Source organism: Kribbella sp. NBC_01484 (assembly GCF_036227145.1).
Lineage (GTDB): Bacteria > Actinomycetota > Actinomycetes > Propionibacteriales > Kribbellaceae > Kribbella.
On sequence record NZ_CP109437.1, the window covers coordinates 3676997 to 3692833 of the forward strand.

Here is a 15837-nt window from a genome sequence, read left to right on the forward strand (position 1 = left end):
CCGCTGACCATCAGGCGTTCGGTTACTTCACCAGGTCGGCTGCTACCGCGAAGGTGTTGCAGGCCTTGTCGGCGCCGATGTTGAAGCCGTTCTGGATCCAGAAGCCCTGGCTGGTCGCCAAGCCGTGCGTACGCTCGTCCTCCGGGGTGTCAGGCGTTTCACCGAAGCTGTTGCTCGACTGCTCCTTGAACTCGGCCAGCCGGTTGGTCAGCGGGTACGACTTCTCGACCGCCTTGCTGAACACCCCACCGAAGCAGGACGCCTGCAGCTCGTTGCGACGTGAGCTCTCGAGCTCCTGATCCGGATGGTCCTGCAGATAGACGGCCCGGGCGTAGAACAGCCCACTGACGCCTTGCACGTGGTGGCCGTACTCATGCGCGATCGTCATCAGGTAGGCCAGATCCTGCTGCGGCCCGAACGCCCGGTTCATCTGCTTGACGTCGGTGTACATGACCTGGTTGCCGTAGCAGTAGAACGCGAGCACCCGGCCGGACAGCGGCTCGAAGCGGCCGCACGGTGTCGTCACCGGCTTGTCGAACACGACCAGACCAGGGTCGGGCTTGTCCTGGCCGAGCTCCTTGAAGATCGGCCGCCACGCGTCGTTCAGGCACTTGAAGAGCTTCTGGTAGTACACCTTCTGCGCCGCCAGGCTGCCGTCACGCAGGTTCGCGGCGGGGCAGTTCTGCTCGGCCAGCGGACCGGTGCGATAGATGTCGGCGTTCAGCAGGTAGTCCTCCGCCGTACCCTTCTGCGGGTTGCTGGTCGGCGTCGGCACGATCGACGGACCGGTCACCTTGGGCTGGGCGGTGTTGTCGTCGCTCTTGCCCAGCAGGCTGCCGAGCACCGCCACCGACACCGCGATGAACATCAGCAGCACGAACGCGAGCACGATCAGCCGGACCGGACCGCGCCGGCGACGCGGTGGCTGGAACCCGTTGAACTGCCCCGGACCGCCGTAGTACGGCTGTGCCCACTGCCCCGGGTATTGCTGGCCCGGGTACGGCGCTCGCTGCTGCATCGGACCGGGGCCAGTGGAGTACGGCCCCTGCGGCGGCCATGGCGCGGACTGTGGCGGCGGCAGCACACCGGGAGGCGGTCCGGGCGGACTGTCCTGGAGACGGCCACCGTAGCCGTACGGACTGCTCACAGGTCTGGCCTCCTGCGCCGTGATCGGGTTCGGTCGGGTTCGCTGGGCGAACCGGCACGAGACTACTCTCGACCCATGTCACTGAAGCGCCGCCTCCTTCCGGCTGCCCTGCTGATGTCCCTGACCGCCCCGCTGTCCGCGCTGTTCGTTGCCCTGGGCACGTTGCCCGCGCAGGCCGCCGACGACCAGATCACGGCGTACTCGGCCGACGCGACGCTGACCAAGGACGGCACGCTGCAGGTCAAGGAGACGGTCGACCTGACCGCCGGCGGTACGACGTTCAGCCGGACGCTGGCCACCCGGGTCCGGTCCGACGCCGAGCGGGACCGCACCTACAGCCTGAGTGACGTGTCGGCGACCGTGAACGGTCAACCGGCCCAGGGGTTGAAGAACGAGAGCACCGACGACGGTCGCAAGCTCACCGTGAACGTGTCCGGCCAGTCGAAGATCGTCTACAGCTACACCGTCGACAACGTGGTGGCCGACTCGACCGAGGGCCGCGAGGTGAGCTGGCCGGTCGTGCAGGGCTTCGGGGTGTCGATCCCGAAGGCCGAGCTCAGCGTCAGCATCCCGTTCGCCACCTGGGTCACCTGTTTCGCCGGCCGGGTCGGCTCGAGCATGCCGTGCACGTCGTCGCAACTGGCCGAGTCGGCCGGGTTGCAGATCGAGCAGAACGGCGTACCCGCGGGTGGCCGGATGACGTTCCTGACCGGACTGAGCGACCAGGCGACCGTGCAGCCGAACGCGCAGTTCGAGACCCGCTGGACGCTCGGTCGGGCGTTCACTGCCGACTCCAGCACCATCGGCCTGGCGGTGATCGTGTTCGGCATCGGACTGCTCGGTTCTGTGGCCCTGTGGTTCTTCCGCGGTCGTGACGCCGCCAGGGTCGGCGAGGGCACGCCCGAGCGGCCGGTGCTCAACGGCTCGGACGGTCCGCAGTTCGCCGCACCGGACGGGATCCGGCCGGGCCAGGTCGGCACGGTCGTCGACGAGACGGCCGACGTCGTCGACATCACCGCGACCCTGCTGGACCTTGCCGTCCGCAACTATCTGACGATCGTCGAGCTGCCGCGGGGGTCGCACTTCGGCAAGCTGGACTGGGAGTTGCACCGGCTCCACCAGGGCGGCCCCGAGTTGTTGCCCTACGAGAAGGCTTTGCTGGACGCGGTCTTCGCGGAAGGCGACTCGGTAGTCGTGTCCAACCTCGGCCCGTCGCTGCGGCCGCGCCTCAACCTGGTCCGCGAGCAGCTGTACGCCGATGTGGTGACGCAGGGCTGGTTCACCACCCGTCCGGACGCCGTCCGGAACCGCTGGACCACTGCGGGCGTGGTGCTGCTCGGTGCTGGCGTCGTATTGACCGTCGTGCTCGCGATCGTGAGCAAATTCGGCCTGGTCGGCTTCGCGGTGATGGCGGCGGGTCTGGTGCTCGCACTGATCGGTCAGGTCGCACCGGCTCGCACTGCGCGCGGAGCCGCCGTACTGGGTCGAGTGGCCGGCCTGCAGCAGTACCTGGTCGACGAGACGTCGGCGGACCTGCCGCAGAGCCACCGCCTCGAGTTCGCGTCCCGCTGCCTTCCGTACGCCGCTGTGCTCGGACTGACCGAGAAATGGGCGCTGGAGATCGCGGCGACCGATGACGACGACGACCCGGACGCCGGCATCGGCTGGTACTCCGGCCCGGACAACTGGCACCTGTCCGACATCGGTGAGTCCCTCAGCAACTTCGTCACCGCGTTCGGCGGCACGCTGACCACAGCGCGCCGCCTGTTCTGAACGCCGGCAAGGCGGTGTCCGACGGTCCCGCGCCTACTGCGCGGGACCGTCAGACACCGCCTAGTTCACTCGGACGTCAGCGGCGGTGAACGTGTTGCAGAAGTCGGGTTTCTTGTTGTTGTAGCCGGCGATCGACCACTGGTAGTTGCTGACCCGGTTCCCGTGGTCGTGGATGCGCGGCCGGGCGTAGTCGTCGCCGGTGTGGGAGATCAGGAACTTCCAGTTCAGCAGCAGCGGGTCACGCATCGGCGTGAAAGCCGCGTTGGCGCCGAGGTAGGCAGCGCCCAGGCAGGTCGCCTGCAGTTCCCGCCGGCGGCTCTCCTGCAGCTTCTGGTTCGGCGTCATCTTCTGCTGCCGCGTCACCGACGCCCCGAGGATGCCGGCCAGGTTCTGCACGTGGTGGCCGTACTCGTGCGCGAACGTGTTCAGCATGATCGCGCGCGCGTACATCGGGTTCGACTGGTAGTACCGCAGGTCCACCGCGAACGGCAGGTAGATGGTCTGGTTCGCACCGCAGTACGCCGCTCGCACGCTGCGCTGGATGCCACACGGGGAGGGCAGCTTGCCGGCGTACACGACCGCCTTCGGGGCGCGGAACGGCAGACCGCCCTTCTTCATCGCCAGCGACCAGGTGCGGTTGAGGCACGGCAGCAGACGGTTGTAGTAGTTCTTCGCGGCGGTGAAGTTCGTCGGCGCGATCAGCGGCTCCGCGCACTTCGAGGCCGCGATCGGGCCGATGCTGTAGAGCTTGCTGGCCTTCACGACCTCGTCGACCGTCGGGCCGGGTGGCCTCGTCGGGGTCGGTGCACTGGACGCTGACTCGGAGGGCGACTCGGACGGGGACTCCGAGGCCGGGGCCGACCGGGTGCCCGTCGTTTGAGGGGCGTCGTTGCCGGCGTTGCGGACGAGCAGTGTGACGCCGGTGCCGACGACCAGGACGGCGAGCACCACCAGGCCGATCAGGAGAAGGCGCGGGGTCCGCGTCGGCTTGCGCCTGCGTCCGCCGGGCGGCTGGGGGATCGGGATCGGCGGGTACTGCCAGTTCGGCGCCTGTTGCACCGGCTGGCCCATCGGGCCGAGCTGGTTGCCGGACGAAGCCGCGTGCCGGGGCATGCGCTGCTGCTGTGGTTGCTGTGGCGGCAGGGCGTTGCTCCACGGCGATGCTGACTGCTGAGGCGCCGACTGCGGCGAGCCCCACAGGTATGAGCCCTCGGAGTAGGGACCGGGCTGCTCGGGATTGGACTGGGACGGAGCCGAGTGCCAAGCACTGGACTGCGACTGGTCCGTGCTGGGCTGCTGCGGCGGCCGTGACTGCCCCGGCCGACCCGGACCGGACTGCTGCGGGCCGGCCTGCTGCGGACCGGTCTGCAGCGTCCACCCGGACTGAGCTCCACCGGCAGGCGGACCGGACTGCTGCGTCCATCCGGACTGAGCTGGACCTGATTGCTGCGGACCAGACTGCTGCGCTGGGCCGGACTGAGCTGGGCCGGACTGGGGTGGGCTCGACTGCGACGTCGGACCGGAGCGCGGCGGCCCCGACTGCTGGGCAGGGTCAGGCTGCGGACCTCGACCGAACTGAGCTGACGGACCGGACTGGGGTGACGGACCGGACTGGGGTGACGGGCCCCAACCGGGCTGTGGACCAGCCTGCTGGGGTGGAGTCGGGCGGGACTGTTCGGGGCTGGTCTGCCACGACGACGGCTCGTCGGGGTTCTCCGGGCGGCGGTTCGCCCAGCCCTCGCCGAACCACTTGTTCGGCGGACGTTCGCCCTGCGCCGGGTCCTGGAACTCACGTTTGGCCGCGGTGTCCCCGGTCCACCACTTGGGCGGCTGGCCACCCCCGGGACCCCGCTCCGGCGGGCCGGCCGGCTGCTCACCGTCAGCCGGTTCGTTCCCCGGAGGTGGGTTCCAGTTGTCCGACATCGATACTCCTCACGACCGTGCTGGTGTAGCCGTCAACGTGGTGCATCCGGCGCTGTTCGGGGTGCCGAAGCGCGCCAGGTCGGTTCTTTTCCCCCCGGACACCGCACACCCCCCGGACATACTTTGCGTGATCCGGACCCACCAGGCTAGCCACCCCGGCCAGTCGGTTCTCAGCAGACCGGATTCCGGGCCTTACTGCACCTTCGCGGCCGACGCGGCGAAGGTGTTGCAGACGTTCGGGTTGCGGCTGGTGAACCCCCGGCCGGCCCAGTACTGGTGGTTCACTCCGTCGCCGTGGTCGTTGTTGTAGTCGGTCCAATGCAGGATCAGCCACTTCCACTGGAACAGCGTCTGCCCGGTGACCGGGTAGGTCCGCTTGTTCGACCCGATGGCGATGTCGCCGAAGTAGGACGCCTGCAACTCCAGCCGCCGGCTGCCCTCCAGTTCGGCCGCCTGGGTCGGAGCGTCGTACCGCATCCGGGCGTTGGCCGCCAGGATCCCGGTCATGTTCTGCACGTGGTGGCCGTACTCATGCGCGAACTGGTGCAGCATCCACATCCGCGCCCAGACCTTCTGATAGGCCTCCGGGTACCGGTTGTAGTTCCCGATGTCCTCGCTGAGGTTCATATAGTTGGTCTCGGTACTGCCGCAGTAGAACGGTGGACCGGTGTCGCTGTACATCCCGCACGGCGTACTGATCGTCCCGCTGAACACCTGCACCTTCGGCGACCGGAACCGCCCACCCGCCTTCGTGACCAGCGCGGGCCAGGCCTTGTTCAGGCAGTGGAGCGGCGGAGCAGTCGGTGGAGGTCCGCCGTACCCGGGACCCTGTTGCCAGTGGGGTGGCGGCGGGTGCTGCTGTCCGGGCGGTGGACCCCATTGGTTGCCTGACACACCGAAGACGCTAGCCGAGCCCAGGCTCAACCGAACTTGACCAGACGCCGGTCCCCGCTGGTCGCCTGACACTCGCCAGGGGCTATCGTGCCCGTGTCAACCTGACCCTCTCTTTACGGTGTGATTGGGCGATGCGTCTACGTGTGCTCGGGCTCTCCCTGTGTGCCCTCGGCCTGATGGGCCTGACCGCTGCGCCGGCCGGTGCGGCCGGTTCGGGTTCCGCGGCCGACCCGGCGGTGACCAGTTTCGACAGCCAGGTCCGGGTCGAACGCGACGGCCTGCTCAGGGTCTCCGAGACCTGGAAGCTGAGCGACGTGAGCGGGACGTTCACCCGGTTCATCGTCACCCGCGACCACCTGCCCGACGACGTCGATCACGTCCAGGAGATCGGGGACCTGAACGTCAAGGCCGGCGGTCAGGACAAGCAGGCCGACGTGAAGACCGACGGCGACGTCACCTCGGTGGCGGTCGCGGATGTCAGCGGCACCACTCAACTGGACTTCACCTACACGGTGAAGGGCGCGGTCGCCAAGACGCTGAACGGCACCGAGGTCCGGTTCGCCCCGCTGACCGGCATCAACCTGCCCGTCACACAGGCGAACATCCTCTTCAGCACACCTGAGGTCTCGCACGTCTCCTGTTTCGCCGGCGCGATCGACAGCAACACTCCGTGCACGCTGGCGCAGATCGGTGAGACGTCCGGGCCGACGTTCCAGCAGCAGATGCTGCCGCCGGGGAACACGGTCCGGATGGTGATCGGCTTCCCCGAGGGCGAGATCGCCGCGAACTCGATCGTCGAGTACCGCAAGACCTTCAAGCGGGCCTTCTCCACCGACACCGCGCAGTTGCTCACCGCGCTCGCGATCCTGCTGCTCGGCGTGATCGCGCTGCTGGTGCTCTACCGGCTGCGCGGACGCGACCGGGTCGACCCGCGGCGCGTCGTACCGGCGTCGCTGTTCAGCCTGGGTACCGACACCCGGATCGACTTCAGTCCGCCGTCCGACCTGCGGCCCGGCGAGGTGGGCACGCTGATCGACGAACGGATCGACCCGGTCGACGTCACCGCGACGATCATCGACCTGGCCGTCCGCGGTCACATCACGATCCTCGAGCTGCCGCACGAGACCGAGTACGCGCGGCCCGACTGGGAGCTGCGCCGGGTCTCGAACGCGCCGTCGGAGGAACTGCAGCGGTACGAGAACGTCCTGATCCGCGCGATCTTCGGTGACTCGGACTCGGTGCTGGTCTCCGAGCTCGGCCGCCAGGTCCGGGCGAACCTCGCCCAGGTCCAGGACGCCTTGTACGACGGTGTGGTCAAGCGCGGCTGGTTCAACGAGCGCCCGGACCGCACCCGCTCGCTGTGGGCGACGATCGGCATCGCCACCACCGTGCTGGGCGTCGCACTCACAGTCGTCCTCGCACTGCTGTCGACCTGGGGTCTGGTCGGCCTCGCGGTCACCATGGCGGGCATCGGCCTGATCGTGGTCGGCCGCTACATGCCGGCCAAGGCGCCGGCCGCCGGACGGGTGCTCGGCCAGGTCGCCGCGATCCGCGGTGAGCTGCTCGAGATGGACGTCAGCGAACTGCCGGTCGACCAGCACGCCGAGCTCTGCTCGCGTGCCCTCCCGTACGCCGTCGTCCTCGGCGGATCGGAGCGCTGGATCGACGCACTGGTCGCCACCGACAGCACTCCGGACGAGGAAGACGAAGGCTTCACCTGGTACCGCGGCCCGCGCGGCTGGCACCTGCAGTACCTGCCGGACTCGCTCCGCAACCTCACCACCAACCTGACGGGCGCCCTCTTCGCCCGCTGACCAACTCACAACGTCCGAAGATCTGAGGCCTATTGCCCACAGATCTTCGGACGTTGCTGTTTCACCAGTTGTGCTGCGGATTCGGCGGCGCCGGCAACTGCATGCCCGCCGGGTGGATGACGTAGACGAGCCCACCGGAGTGCGGCACCCACGCGTTCTCGAACGCGGTCCGGTCGTACGTCGTCCGCACCTGGTCGTTGCTCGCGATCAGATGCGAGGCCGGATCGTTGACGACCACGTTGCCGGCCTGGTCGAACCCGACGATCACCATCAGGTGCCCGTTGGTCCCGTAGCCTGCGCCGGGCAGGTCGCCCTTCTTGAACGACAGCGACGCGACCAGCGGGATCCCCGCCTTGATGAACTGCTCCGCCTCGGTCAGCGACCGCAGCCGGGTGATGAACCCGTCCAGTCCGCGGCTCCCGGCGTACGCCGTGTTGAACGGCCAGTTCCCGGCGCCGTCGTAGGAGTAGTCGAACACCGAGCGCGCCGAGTGGTCCACCTGCGGATCGGTGTAGGACGGATCGACCCACGCCGTCTCCGCCGCGGTCGGCCCGGCGCCGTAGTAGTCGAGCACCATCGCGGTCGAGGTCGCCGAGCACCACGCCTCACCGCCGCCGTCCCACTGTGGATACTGCCCGATGTGCGTCTCCTGCGAGTACGTCGGGACATCCAGTACGACGCCCTCCGCACCGCCAAGGGGGCTCACGGCAACTTTCTTGTCGGTGGGCAGGCGGGACGCCATCGCACCCACGGACCGTACCACCGGCGACTGCGTCGTACCGCTGAGCCGGTACAGGCTCACCTTGAGCTGCCAGCGATCCAGCCAGTGGCCGGTCGCGGCGGTAAAGGTGTCGACGGCAACGGATCCGTCGGCGTCACCCTGCTGCGGCACGGACGTCCGGTGGATGTCGCCGGCGGCGGTGTCGTCGCCACCGGACCAGCGGCCGAGCACGTACCACTTGGTCGTGGTGCCGAGATCCGTCGTACCTGCCATCGAGATCTCGATCCAGGTGCCGGGCGGCGTGGTCGCGTTCCAGGACGCGACCAGCTCGGTCAGCCCGAAGCCGCTGCTGACCTGTGGCGAGATCCAGCTGGTCTGGTCGTAGTTCTTGGCGGTGCCGTCCCCGAACGGATCGACGTACGCCGTGCTGCCGGTCGACGTACCGAAGGTCAGGGCATCGTCGGCGACGGTGGTGCCGTACTGGGCACCGGCGAGGAAGTCGGTGGTCGACGTCCACGTGCTGTAGGCGATCTGACGCGGCGGGGATACCTTGACGGCCTCGCTCGGAAGCGAGCCCGCGCTCAGCACGACCACACCGAGAATCAGGGCGGTGAAGGAACGGGCGGCGATCATGTTTCGACGGTAGTCCCGCTCGCCGCGACTGTCGCGGTGAACGCGTGCCTTGACGTCCACTTCTCCTGTCAAATACTTACGAGCGTTTGTCCCACTCCTCGGCGAGCATCGCGAAGACCAGTTCGTCGGTCCATTCGCCCTTCAGGAACTCGTTCTTGACGAAGTGCGCCTCCTGGCGCAGGCCGAGCCGCCGCAGCAGGTTCGCCGAGCCGGAGTTGCGGGCGTCCAGCCGGCCGATGATCCGGTGCATGCCGAGCTCCTCGAAGCCGAGCCGGAGCAGTTCGATCGACGCCTCCGCGGCGAACCCGCGGCCGTGGAAGTCCGGGTGGAACACGAACCCGATCTCCCCGATCCGCTGCTCCACGTTCTGCGCGAACAAGGTGACCTCGCCGACGTGCTGACCGGTCTCCCGCAGGATCACAGCGACGGTGAGCGCTTGACCGTCGGTGTCCATCGGTACGTCGGTCAGCCGGCCGGCGAGGGACTCCTTCACCTGCTCGGGCGTCTTCGGGCCGTACAGCAGGAACCGGGTGACATCCGGGCTGGACTGCAGCCTGAGCAGGTCGTCGTAATCGGTGGCGAGATAGCGGCGCAGGGTCAGGCGGTCGGTCTCGATCGGCAGCGAAAAGCTCACCGATCGAGACTATGAGACCGCCGCAACCCAATTACCCCGGCTCACCCGTTGGCGAGGGCTTGCAGGCGGCTGTAGTCGCCGTTGAAGTGGTTCTGGTCAAGCGGTGACGAGGTCCACTGCCAGATGGTGTAGAACGGCCAGGCGCCGGGGAGGGTGCCGACCGTCGAGGAGTAGCGGGCAACCCAGAGCGGGTTGGTCGAGTTGAACGCGGTGGTGTTGCCCGTGCAGCGGTTCCACCAGTCGTAGTTGGTGTAGATGACCGCATCCCGGCCGGTGAGCGACTTGTAAGTGTTGAGGAAGTCGCGGATCCAGCTCACCATGCCGGATTGGGTCTTGCCGTAACAGGTGTCGCCGTACGGGTTGTACTCGATGTCGAGCGCACCAGGCAGCGTCTTGCCGTCGCGCGACCACCCACCGCCGTGGCTGACGAAGTAGTTGGCCTGGTTGGCGCCGGTGGAATCGTTCGGGGTGGCGAAGTGGTACGAGCCGCGGATCATCCCGATGTTGTACGAGCCGTTGTACTGCTGGGCGAAGTACGGGTTCGTGTAGTAGTTGCCTTCGGTCGCCTTCACATAGGCGAACCGTTTGCCGGCGTTCCATTGTGCGGCCCAGTCGACGTTGCCCTGGTGGCTGGAGACGTCGATGCCTTCGACAACCGCGGCGGTGCCCATGTCGGTGGGTGCGGTGGCGGTGGTCGTCGTGTTCTGCAACCAGCCCATGTACGCGTCGCCGGCCTTGTTGATGCCGTGCAGGCGCGCCTGAGCGGTGGGCTGGTGGGAAGCGGTGGACTCGGTGGTGCTGGGAGTGCTGGCTTGGGCGGAGCCGATCGAGGCCAGAAGCAGACCAAGAGTGACGGCGGCACCCGTGAAAAGGGCGGACTTCACGGTGGACCTCCACAGAGCGATGAGGGGCGGACAGAGCGCTCGGCGGAGGTTTTACCCGGGATCGGTAAGAATCAACCATTCGATCTGGGTCGAATGGTGAGTAATTACCGCACGTACTTCGGCGAGGCGGTGTAGGTGTTGCAGGCGGACGGGCTACGGGTGACGAAACCGGCGTTCGCCCAGCGCGGGATGATCGCCCGGCTGCCGTGGTCCGGCTGGGTCATGTACTCGTCGCCCTGGTGGGAGTGCAGGTAGTCCAGTTGCGACTTCAGCAGCCCGGTCATCCCGTAGCTGCTCTTGTTCGCGCCCATGAACACGTTGCCGAAGCAGGTAGCCTGGATCTCCAGCCGGCGGCTCATCTCCAGCGACTTGTCACCGCTGAACTCGTACTGCAGGTTGTCCGTGGCCGCCAGGATCCCGGTCATGTTCTGCACGTGGTGACCGAACTCGTGCGCGACCGTGTCGGTCATCTCCGCCCGCAGCCAGGCCATCGCCTGGGTCTTGTTGGGGTAGGTCAGATACAGCTGGTACCACTTCAGGTCGCTGTTGACGTCCATATAGATGGTCCGGTTCGACGAGCAGTAGAAGGAACTCGGCGAGCTCCCGCCACACGGGGACTGGGCCGTCCCGGCGAAGCCGACCAGGTGCGGCGGCACGAACCGCCCGCCGGCCAGCGCGACCTGCTTCGGCCAGGCTTTGACCAGACAGGCCAGCACAGTGTTGTAGTACTTGCGCGTGTTGGTGGCGCTGTTCGCGCGGGCGCCGGACTCCCGGCAGTTCACCGTCTTCTGCACGCCGGTCTTGTAGATCCGGTTCTTCGCGACGATGTCGGTGTCCGAGGGCGGGGGCGGCGTGGTCTTCGTCGGCTGCGGCTGCGTCGTCCGGGTGGCCGGCGCCGTCGGGGCCTTGGTCGTCGCGATGTACGTCGGTTCCTCGGTCGGACCGTCGGTCGCGGTGGAGGTCGGCTGTGGCTGGGTGTAGTCGCCGTCGCCGTTGTGCTTCAGCACCGAGCTGAGCACCGCGAACCCGACGACGGCGATCGGCAGGATGATCCAGCCCGCCTTGCTCTTCTTCTTGGGCGGCGGGAATCCGTTCGAGCCCCAGCCGAATCCCGGACCCTGCGGTGGCGGTGGCCCCCAGTTCTGCGGGCCACCCGGCGGCGGGCCGTACGGCGGACCACCCGGTGGGGGACCGTACGGCGGCTGCGGCGGCCCCTGGTATTGCCCGGGTGGCGGTCCGTACGGGCCCTGGTTCGACAAGAGTCCTCCTGGATGAGCGAGCTTGGGGACATCTTGTCAAGGAGGAGTGCCACTTCCCGTTACCCTTGACCGGTGACACTTCGCTTGTACGACACCGCAACGGCAGCAGTGAGGGATTTCGTGCCGGTCCATCCGGGCCAGGTCGGGATCTACCACTGTGGGCTGACGGTGCAGGGTGCCCCGCACGTCGGGCACATCTACAAGGAGGTCGTCTTCGACGTCCTGCGGCGCTGGCTGGAGCGCTCGGGCTACCAGGTCACCGTGATCGCGAACGTGACCGACATCGACGACAAGATCCTGGCCAAATCGGCCGAGCGGCACGTGCCGTGGTGGGCGCACGCCTACGAGTTCGAGCGCGAGCTGCACTGGGCGTACGACGTGCTCGGCTGCCGCCCGCCGACGTACGAGCCGCGCGCGACCGGTCACGTCCCGGAGATGCTGGAGATGATCGCCGAGCTGATCGAGCGCGGGCACGCGTACGTCGCTCCGGACGGCTCCGGCGACGTCTACTTCGACGTCAGGTCCTGGCCGTCGTACGGCGCTCTGTCCCACCAGAAGATCGAGGACATGGAGCCCGCCGAGGACGCGGATCCACGCGGCAAGCGGGATCCGCGCGACTTCGCGCTCTGGAAGGGCTACACCGAGGGCACACCGCGGACGGCCTCCTGGCCGACGCCGTGGGGCCGCGGCCGCCCGGGCTGGCATCTGGAGTGCTCCGCGATGGCGGGCAAGTATCTGGGTGACGAGTTCGACATCCACGGCGGTGGGCTGGACCTGCGCTTCCCGCACCACGAGAACGAGCTGGCCCAGTCGACCGCGGTCGGGCAGAAGTTCGCCCGGTTCTGGATGCACAGCGCGCTGGTCACCACTGCCGGCGAGAAGATGTCCAAGTCTTTGGGCAACGGCGCGAGCGTGCGCAATGTGGTCCAGCGGGTGCGGCCGATCGAGCTGCGGTACTACCTGGTCCAGTCGCACTACCGGTCCGTGGTGGAGTTCTCGTTCGCCGCGCTGGACGAGGCCGCGACGAGCTTCCAGCGGATCGAGGGTTTCGTCACCCGGGCCGACGAGGTGACGGGTGGGGTCGAGCCGGCGGTGGAGCTGCCGACGGACTTCGTCGCCGCGATGGACGACGACCTCGGGACGCCGGCGGCGGTCGCCGTACTGCACAACACCGTCCGTGACGGGAACAAGCTGGTCGCCGACGGCGACTCGCCCGCGCTGCGGGAGGCGCTGGCCGCCGTGCGCGGGATGCTCGGCGTGCTCGGGCTGGACCCGCTGGCGGAGCCGTGGGCCTCGCGGGCCGCGGTCGGCGACGAGCTCACCGAGGTGGTGGACGGGCTGGTGAAGGCGCTGCTCGAGCAGCGGCAGGCCGCCCGCGAGCGCAAGGACTATGCCGCGTCGGACGCGATCCGCGACCGGCTGAAGGCACTCGGCGTCGTCGTCGAGGACACGCCGCAGGGACCACGCTGGTCGCTCGCGGCACCGATTACTACCGACGAAGGAAACTGACGTGCCAGGCAGTAGCCAGCGCAAGGGCGCCATCCGGAAGAAGCCGAAGGGGAACCCGACGGCCGGATCCGGTGGCCGGGTCCGCCGCGGTCTCGAGGGCAGAGGCCCGACACCGAAGGCGGTGGACCGGGTCAAGCACCCCGCGCACAAGCGGGCGAAGGCCCAGGAGCGCGCCAACGAGGGCGACCGCAACCGGCCGGCCCGCAAGTCCATGGACACGGGCGTCGAGTGGGTCTACGGCCGCAACCCGGTGGTCGAGGCGCTGCGGGCCGGCGTCCCGGCCGCCGCGCTGCATGTTGCCGAAGGCACCGAACGGGACGCGCGGCTGCGGGAGGCGTTGCTGATCGCGGTCGAGCACGGCATCTCGGTGCTCGAGGTGCCCCGGACCGAGCTCGACCGGGTCACCGCCGGTGGGGCCCACCAGGGCGTCGCGATCCAGATCCCGCCGTACGAGTACGCGCATCCCGACGACCTGCTCACCCGGGCGTACGACGCCGGCGAGGTGCCGCTCATCGTCGCGCTCGACGGCGTGACCGACCCGCGCAACCTGGGCGCGATCACCCGGTCCGCGGCCGCCTTCGGTGCCCACGGCGTACTCGTGCCGGAGCGTCGTGCGGCGTCCATGTCCGCGTCCGCGTGGAAGACGTCGGCCGGCGCGGCGGCCCGGATCCCGGTCGCCCGAGCCACCAACCTCAACCGCGCCCTCAAGTCCTACAAGGACGCCGGCCTGATGGTCATCGGCCTCGACATGGATGGCGCAGTCGAGCTCCCCGACCTCGACGCCGCCACCGAGCCGCTGGTCCTGGTCGTCGGCTCCGAAGGCAAGGGCCTGGCCCGCCTGGTCCGGGAGAACTGCGACCTCATCGTCTCCATCCCGATGACCACCGCGACGGAGTCCCTCAACGCCGGCATCGCCACCGGCGTCACCCTCTACGAAATCTCCCGCCGCCGCGCGTGATGTAACTACATGATGTAGGTACATTGATGGGTATGGAGACCATAGGGCTGCGCGAGCTGAACCAGAACCCGTCGAAGGCGGTGGCCCGGGTGCGCGCCGGGGAGACGATCGTGGTGACCGACCGGGGCCGGCCGGTCCTACGTCTCGTCCCGGTGGACGAACGGCCAGGAGCCTTGCAGCACATGATCGACTCCGGCGAGGTGACACCGCCGGCCGAGCTGGGGATGCCGGATCTCGTGCTGGAGTTGGCGCCAGAGGTCGGGAGCCTGTCTGACCTGCTCATCGCTGATCGCGACAAGGAGCGGAACAGGTGATCTACCTGGACGCCTGCGCGCTGCTCAAGTTCATCAAACCGGAAGCCGAGTCGGCGGCTCTGCGTGCGTGGCGCGAGTCGCTGCCGACGGGGACCGAACTGGTGACGAGTGAACTGGCACGGCTCGAAATCACTCGCACGCTGTTGCGGGCCGGCGTCGACCATCAGCAAGTCCCGTACTTCGCGGGGCAAGCAGTGCGGGGTGTCTACCTGGTCGATCTCACCTCGACGGTGCTAGGCCGGGCGATGGCATACCAGACCCCGAGACTCGGCTCGCGGGATGCAATCCAGCTCGCCAGTGCCGATCCGTTCCGCGCGGACCTGTCGGAGTTCGTGACCTACGACAAGGAACTGACCATCGCGGCGGAGGAGCTCGGGTTTCCTGTACTTGCGCCCGCGTGAAGCACTACAGGCCCGGGACGAGATCCCGGGCCTGTAGTCCACGAGTGCGTCAGTAGACGCTGACGCCGTAGCGCGAGAGCGCTTCGGTGACGGGCTGGAAGTACGTCGTACCGCCGGAGGAGCAGTTGCCGGAGCCACCGGAGGTCAGACCGAGGGCGACGGAGCCCGCGAACAGGGCGCCGCCGGAATCGCCACCCTCGGCGCAGACGTTGGTGCGGATCAGACCGGTGACCGTGCCCTCGGCGTAGTTCACCGTGGCGTTGGTGGCCGTGACCGAACCGCTGTGCACACCGGTGGTGCTACCGCTGCGCTTGACCGCCTGGCCGACAGACGCGTTGCCGGCGGACGTGATGTCCTGCGAGGAGCCGTTGTACAGGTCCACCGTGCCGGGGTGGTTCGTGTACGACGTGCTGTACTTCACGATCGCGTAGTCGTTCCCCGGGAAGCTCGACCCGAAGGTCGTCCCGAGCAGCGTGGTCTTGCTCGAGTTCGCGTACCAACTGGACGCGATGTTGCCGCAGTGGCCCGCGGTCAGGAAGTAGTACGTGCTGCCACTGCGGACGTTGAAGCCGAGCGAGCAGCGGTACTGCCCGCCGTAGATGGCGTCACCGCCGGCGATGTACTTCGTCAGTCTGCCGGGGATCTTCTCCAGCGTGACCCGGTTGCCGAACTGCTTGGTGACACCGGTCAGCGCCGACATCTTGGCACCGGTGACCGTGTCGTCGTACGACACGATGATCCGGCCGTCCGGGTTCGTCTGCCAGGCGGTGCCCGGGATCGATGCGTCCTTGCTCAAGGTCGCGGTGATCGCGGATGCGGACAGCGTCGACGGGTTGATCGTCGCGGCCGAGGCCTGGGTGGCCAACAGTCCGGCGGCAGCGAGCCCGGCGGCGGCCAGGATCGCGGTGGTACGGCGGATAGGCGAAAATGTCACGGTTTCAGCCTCCTCACGATGAGGACGCGCTCGGGGCGG

General features: G+C 68.2%; 14 protein-coding genes. 6 read left to right on the forward strand and 8 right to left on the reverse strand.

Going from position 1 to position 15837, the window contains the following annotated elements; all coding sequences use genetic code 11:
• Nucleotides 1-22: 22 nt before the first annotated feature.
• On the reverse strand, nucleotides 23-1147 hold the full coding sequence (locus OG555_RS18175) for a neutral zinc metallopeptidase (RefSeq protein ID WP_329484088.1): 1125 nt from the start codon (nucleotides 1145-1147) through the stop codon (nucleotides 23-25).
• Nucleotides 1148-1222: 75 nt separating this feature from the next.
• On the opposite strand from OG555_RS18175, the gene OG555_RS18180 reads away from it, so the two are divergent.
• Nucleotides 1223-2920: a DUF2207 domain-containing protein gene (locus OG555_RS18180; RefSeq protein ID WP_329484089.1), complete on the forward strand. Its 1698-nt coding sequence runs from the start codon at nucleotides 1223-1225 to the stop codon at nucleotides 2918-2920.
• A gap of 60 nt (nucleotides 2921-2980) precedes the next feature.
• On the opposite strand, the gene OG555_RS18185 is transcribed toward OG555_RS18180, so the two are convergent.
• Both OG555_RS18185 and OG555_RS18190 read right to left on the reverse strand, forming a co-directional pair.
• Nucleotides 2981-4033 (reverse strand): neutral zinc metallopeptidase, encoded by a 1053-nt coding sequence (locus OG555_RS18185; RefSeq protein ID WP_329484090.1) that lies wholly within the window; start codon nucleotides 4031-4033, stop codon nucleotides 2981-2983.
• A gap of 1002 nt (nucleotides 4034-5035) precedes the next feature.
• On the reverse strand, nucleotides 5036-5737 hold the full coding sequence (locus tag OG555_RS18190) for a neutral zinc metallopeptidase (protein ID WP_329484091.1): 702 nt from the start codon (nucleotides 5735-5737) through the stop codon (nucleotides 5036-5038).
• Between the two features lie 131 nt (nucleotides 5738-5868).
• Here OG555_RS18190 and OG555_RS18195 point away from each other — a divergent pair, with 131 nt between their 5' ends.
• Entirely contained in the window at nucleotides 5869-7551 is a 1683-nt protein-coding gene (locus OG555_RS18195; protein WP_329484092.1) for a DUF2207 domain-containing protein, read from the forward strand.
• A gap of 61 nt (nucleotides 7552-7612) precedes the next feature.
• Here OG555_RS18195 and OG555_RS18200 read toward each other — a convergent pair whose 3' ends face one another.
• The 4 genes from OG555_RS18200 to OG555_RS18215 form a co-directional block, all read right to left on the reverse strand.
• Nucleotides 7613-8905, reverse strand: coding sequence for a peptidase C39 family protein (locus OG555_RS18200; protein WP_329484093.1), 1293 nt, complete (start codon nucleotides 8903-8905; stop codon nucleotides 7613-7615).
• Between the two features lie 76 nt (nucleotides 8906-8981).
• Nucleotides 8982-9539: a GNAT family N-acetyltransferase gene (locus OG555_RS18205; protein ID WP_329484094.1), complete on the reverse strand. Its 558-nt coding sequence runs from the start codon at nucleotides 9537-9539 to the stop codon at nucleotides 8982-8984.
• Nucleotides 9540-9580: 41 nt separating this feature from the next.
• Entirely contained in the window at nucleotides 9581-10423 is an 843-nt protein-coding gene (locus OG555_RS18210) for a lysozyme (protein ID WP_329484095.1), read from the reverse strand.
• Nucleotides 10424-10527: 104 nt separating this feature from the next.
• Entirely contained in the window at nucleotides 10528-11682 is a 1155-nt protein-coding gene (locus OG555_RS18215) for a neutral zinc metallopeptidase (RefSeq protein ID WP_329484096.1), read from the reverse strand.
• A 72-nt stretch (nucleotides 11683-11754) separates the two neighbouring features.
• On the opposite strand from OG555_RS18215, the gene cysS reads away from it, so the two are divergent.
• From cysS to OG555_RS18235, 4 genes are read left to right on the forward strand one after another with little or no spacing between them, the layout of a single operon-like run.
• Nucleotides 11755-13191 carry a cysteine--tRNA ligase gene (cysS, locus tag OG555_RS18220; RefSeq protein WP_329484097.1) on the forward strand — a complete coding sequence of 479 codons (1437 nt, stop codon included), beginning with the start codon at nucleotides 11755-11757 and terminating at the stop codon, nucleotides 13189-13191.
• A gap of 1 nt (nucleotide 13192) precedes the next feature.
• Nucleotides 13193-14149 (forward strand): 23S rRNA (guanosine(2251)-2'-O)-methyltransferase RlmB, encoded by a 957-nt coding sequence (gene rlmB, locus OG555_RS18225; RefSeq protein ID WP_329484098.1) that lies wholly within the window; start codon nucleotides 13193-13195, stop codon nucleotides 14147-14149.
• 32 nt (nucleotides 14150-14181) lie between these two features.
• Nucleotides 14182-14463: a type II toxin-antitoxin system Phd/YefM family antitoxin gene (locus tag OG555_RS18230; protein WP_329484099.1), complete on the forward strand. Its 282-nt coding sequence runs from the start codon at nucleotides 14182-14184 to the stop codon at nucleotides 14461-14463.
• Entirely contained in the window at nucleotides 14460-14864 is a 405-nt protein-coding gene (locus OG555_RS18235; protein ID WP_329484100.1) for a type II toxin-antitoxin system VapC family toxin, read from the forward strand. Before OG555_RS18230 ends, OG555_RS18235 begins: the two co-directional genes overlap by 4 nt.
• Nucleotides 14865-14913: 49 nt before the next feature.
• Here the strand turns inward: OG555_RS18235 and OG555_RS18240 are convergent, their stop codons facing one another.
• On the reverse strand, nucleotides 14914-15798 hold the full coding sequence (locus OG555_RS18240; RefSeq protein ID WP_329484101.1) for a S1 family peptidase: 885 nt from the start codon (nucleotides 15796-15798) through the stop codon (nucleotides 14914-14916).
• Between the last annotated feature and the right edge of the window lie 39 nt (nucleotides 15799-15837).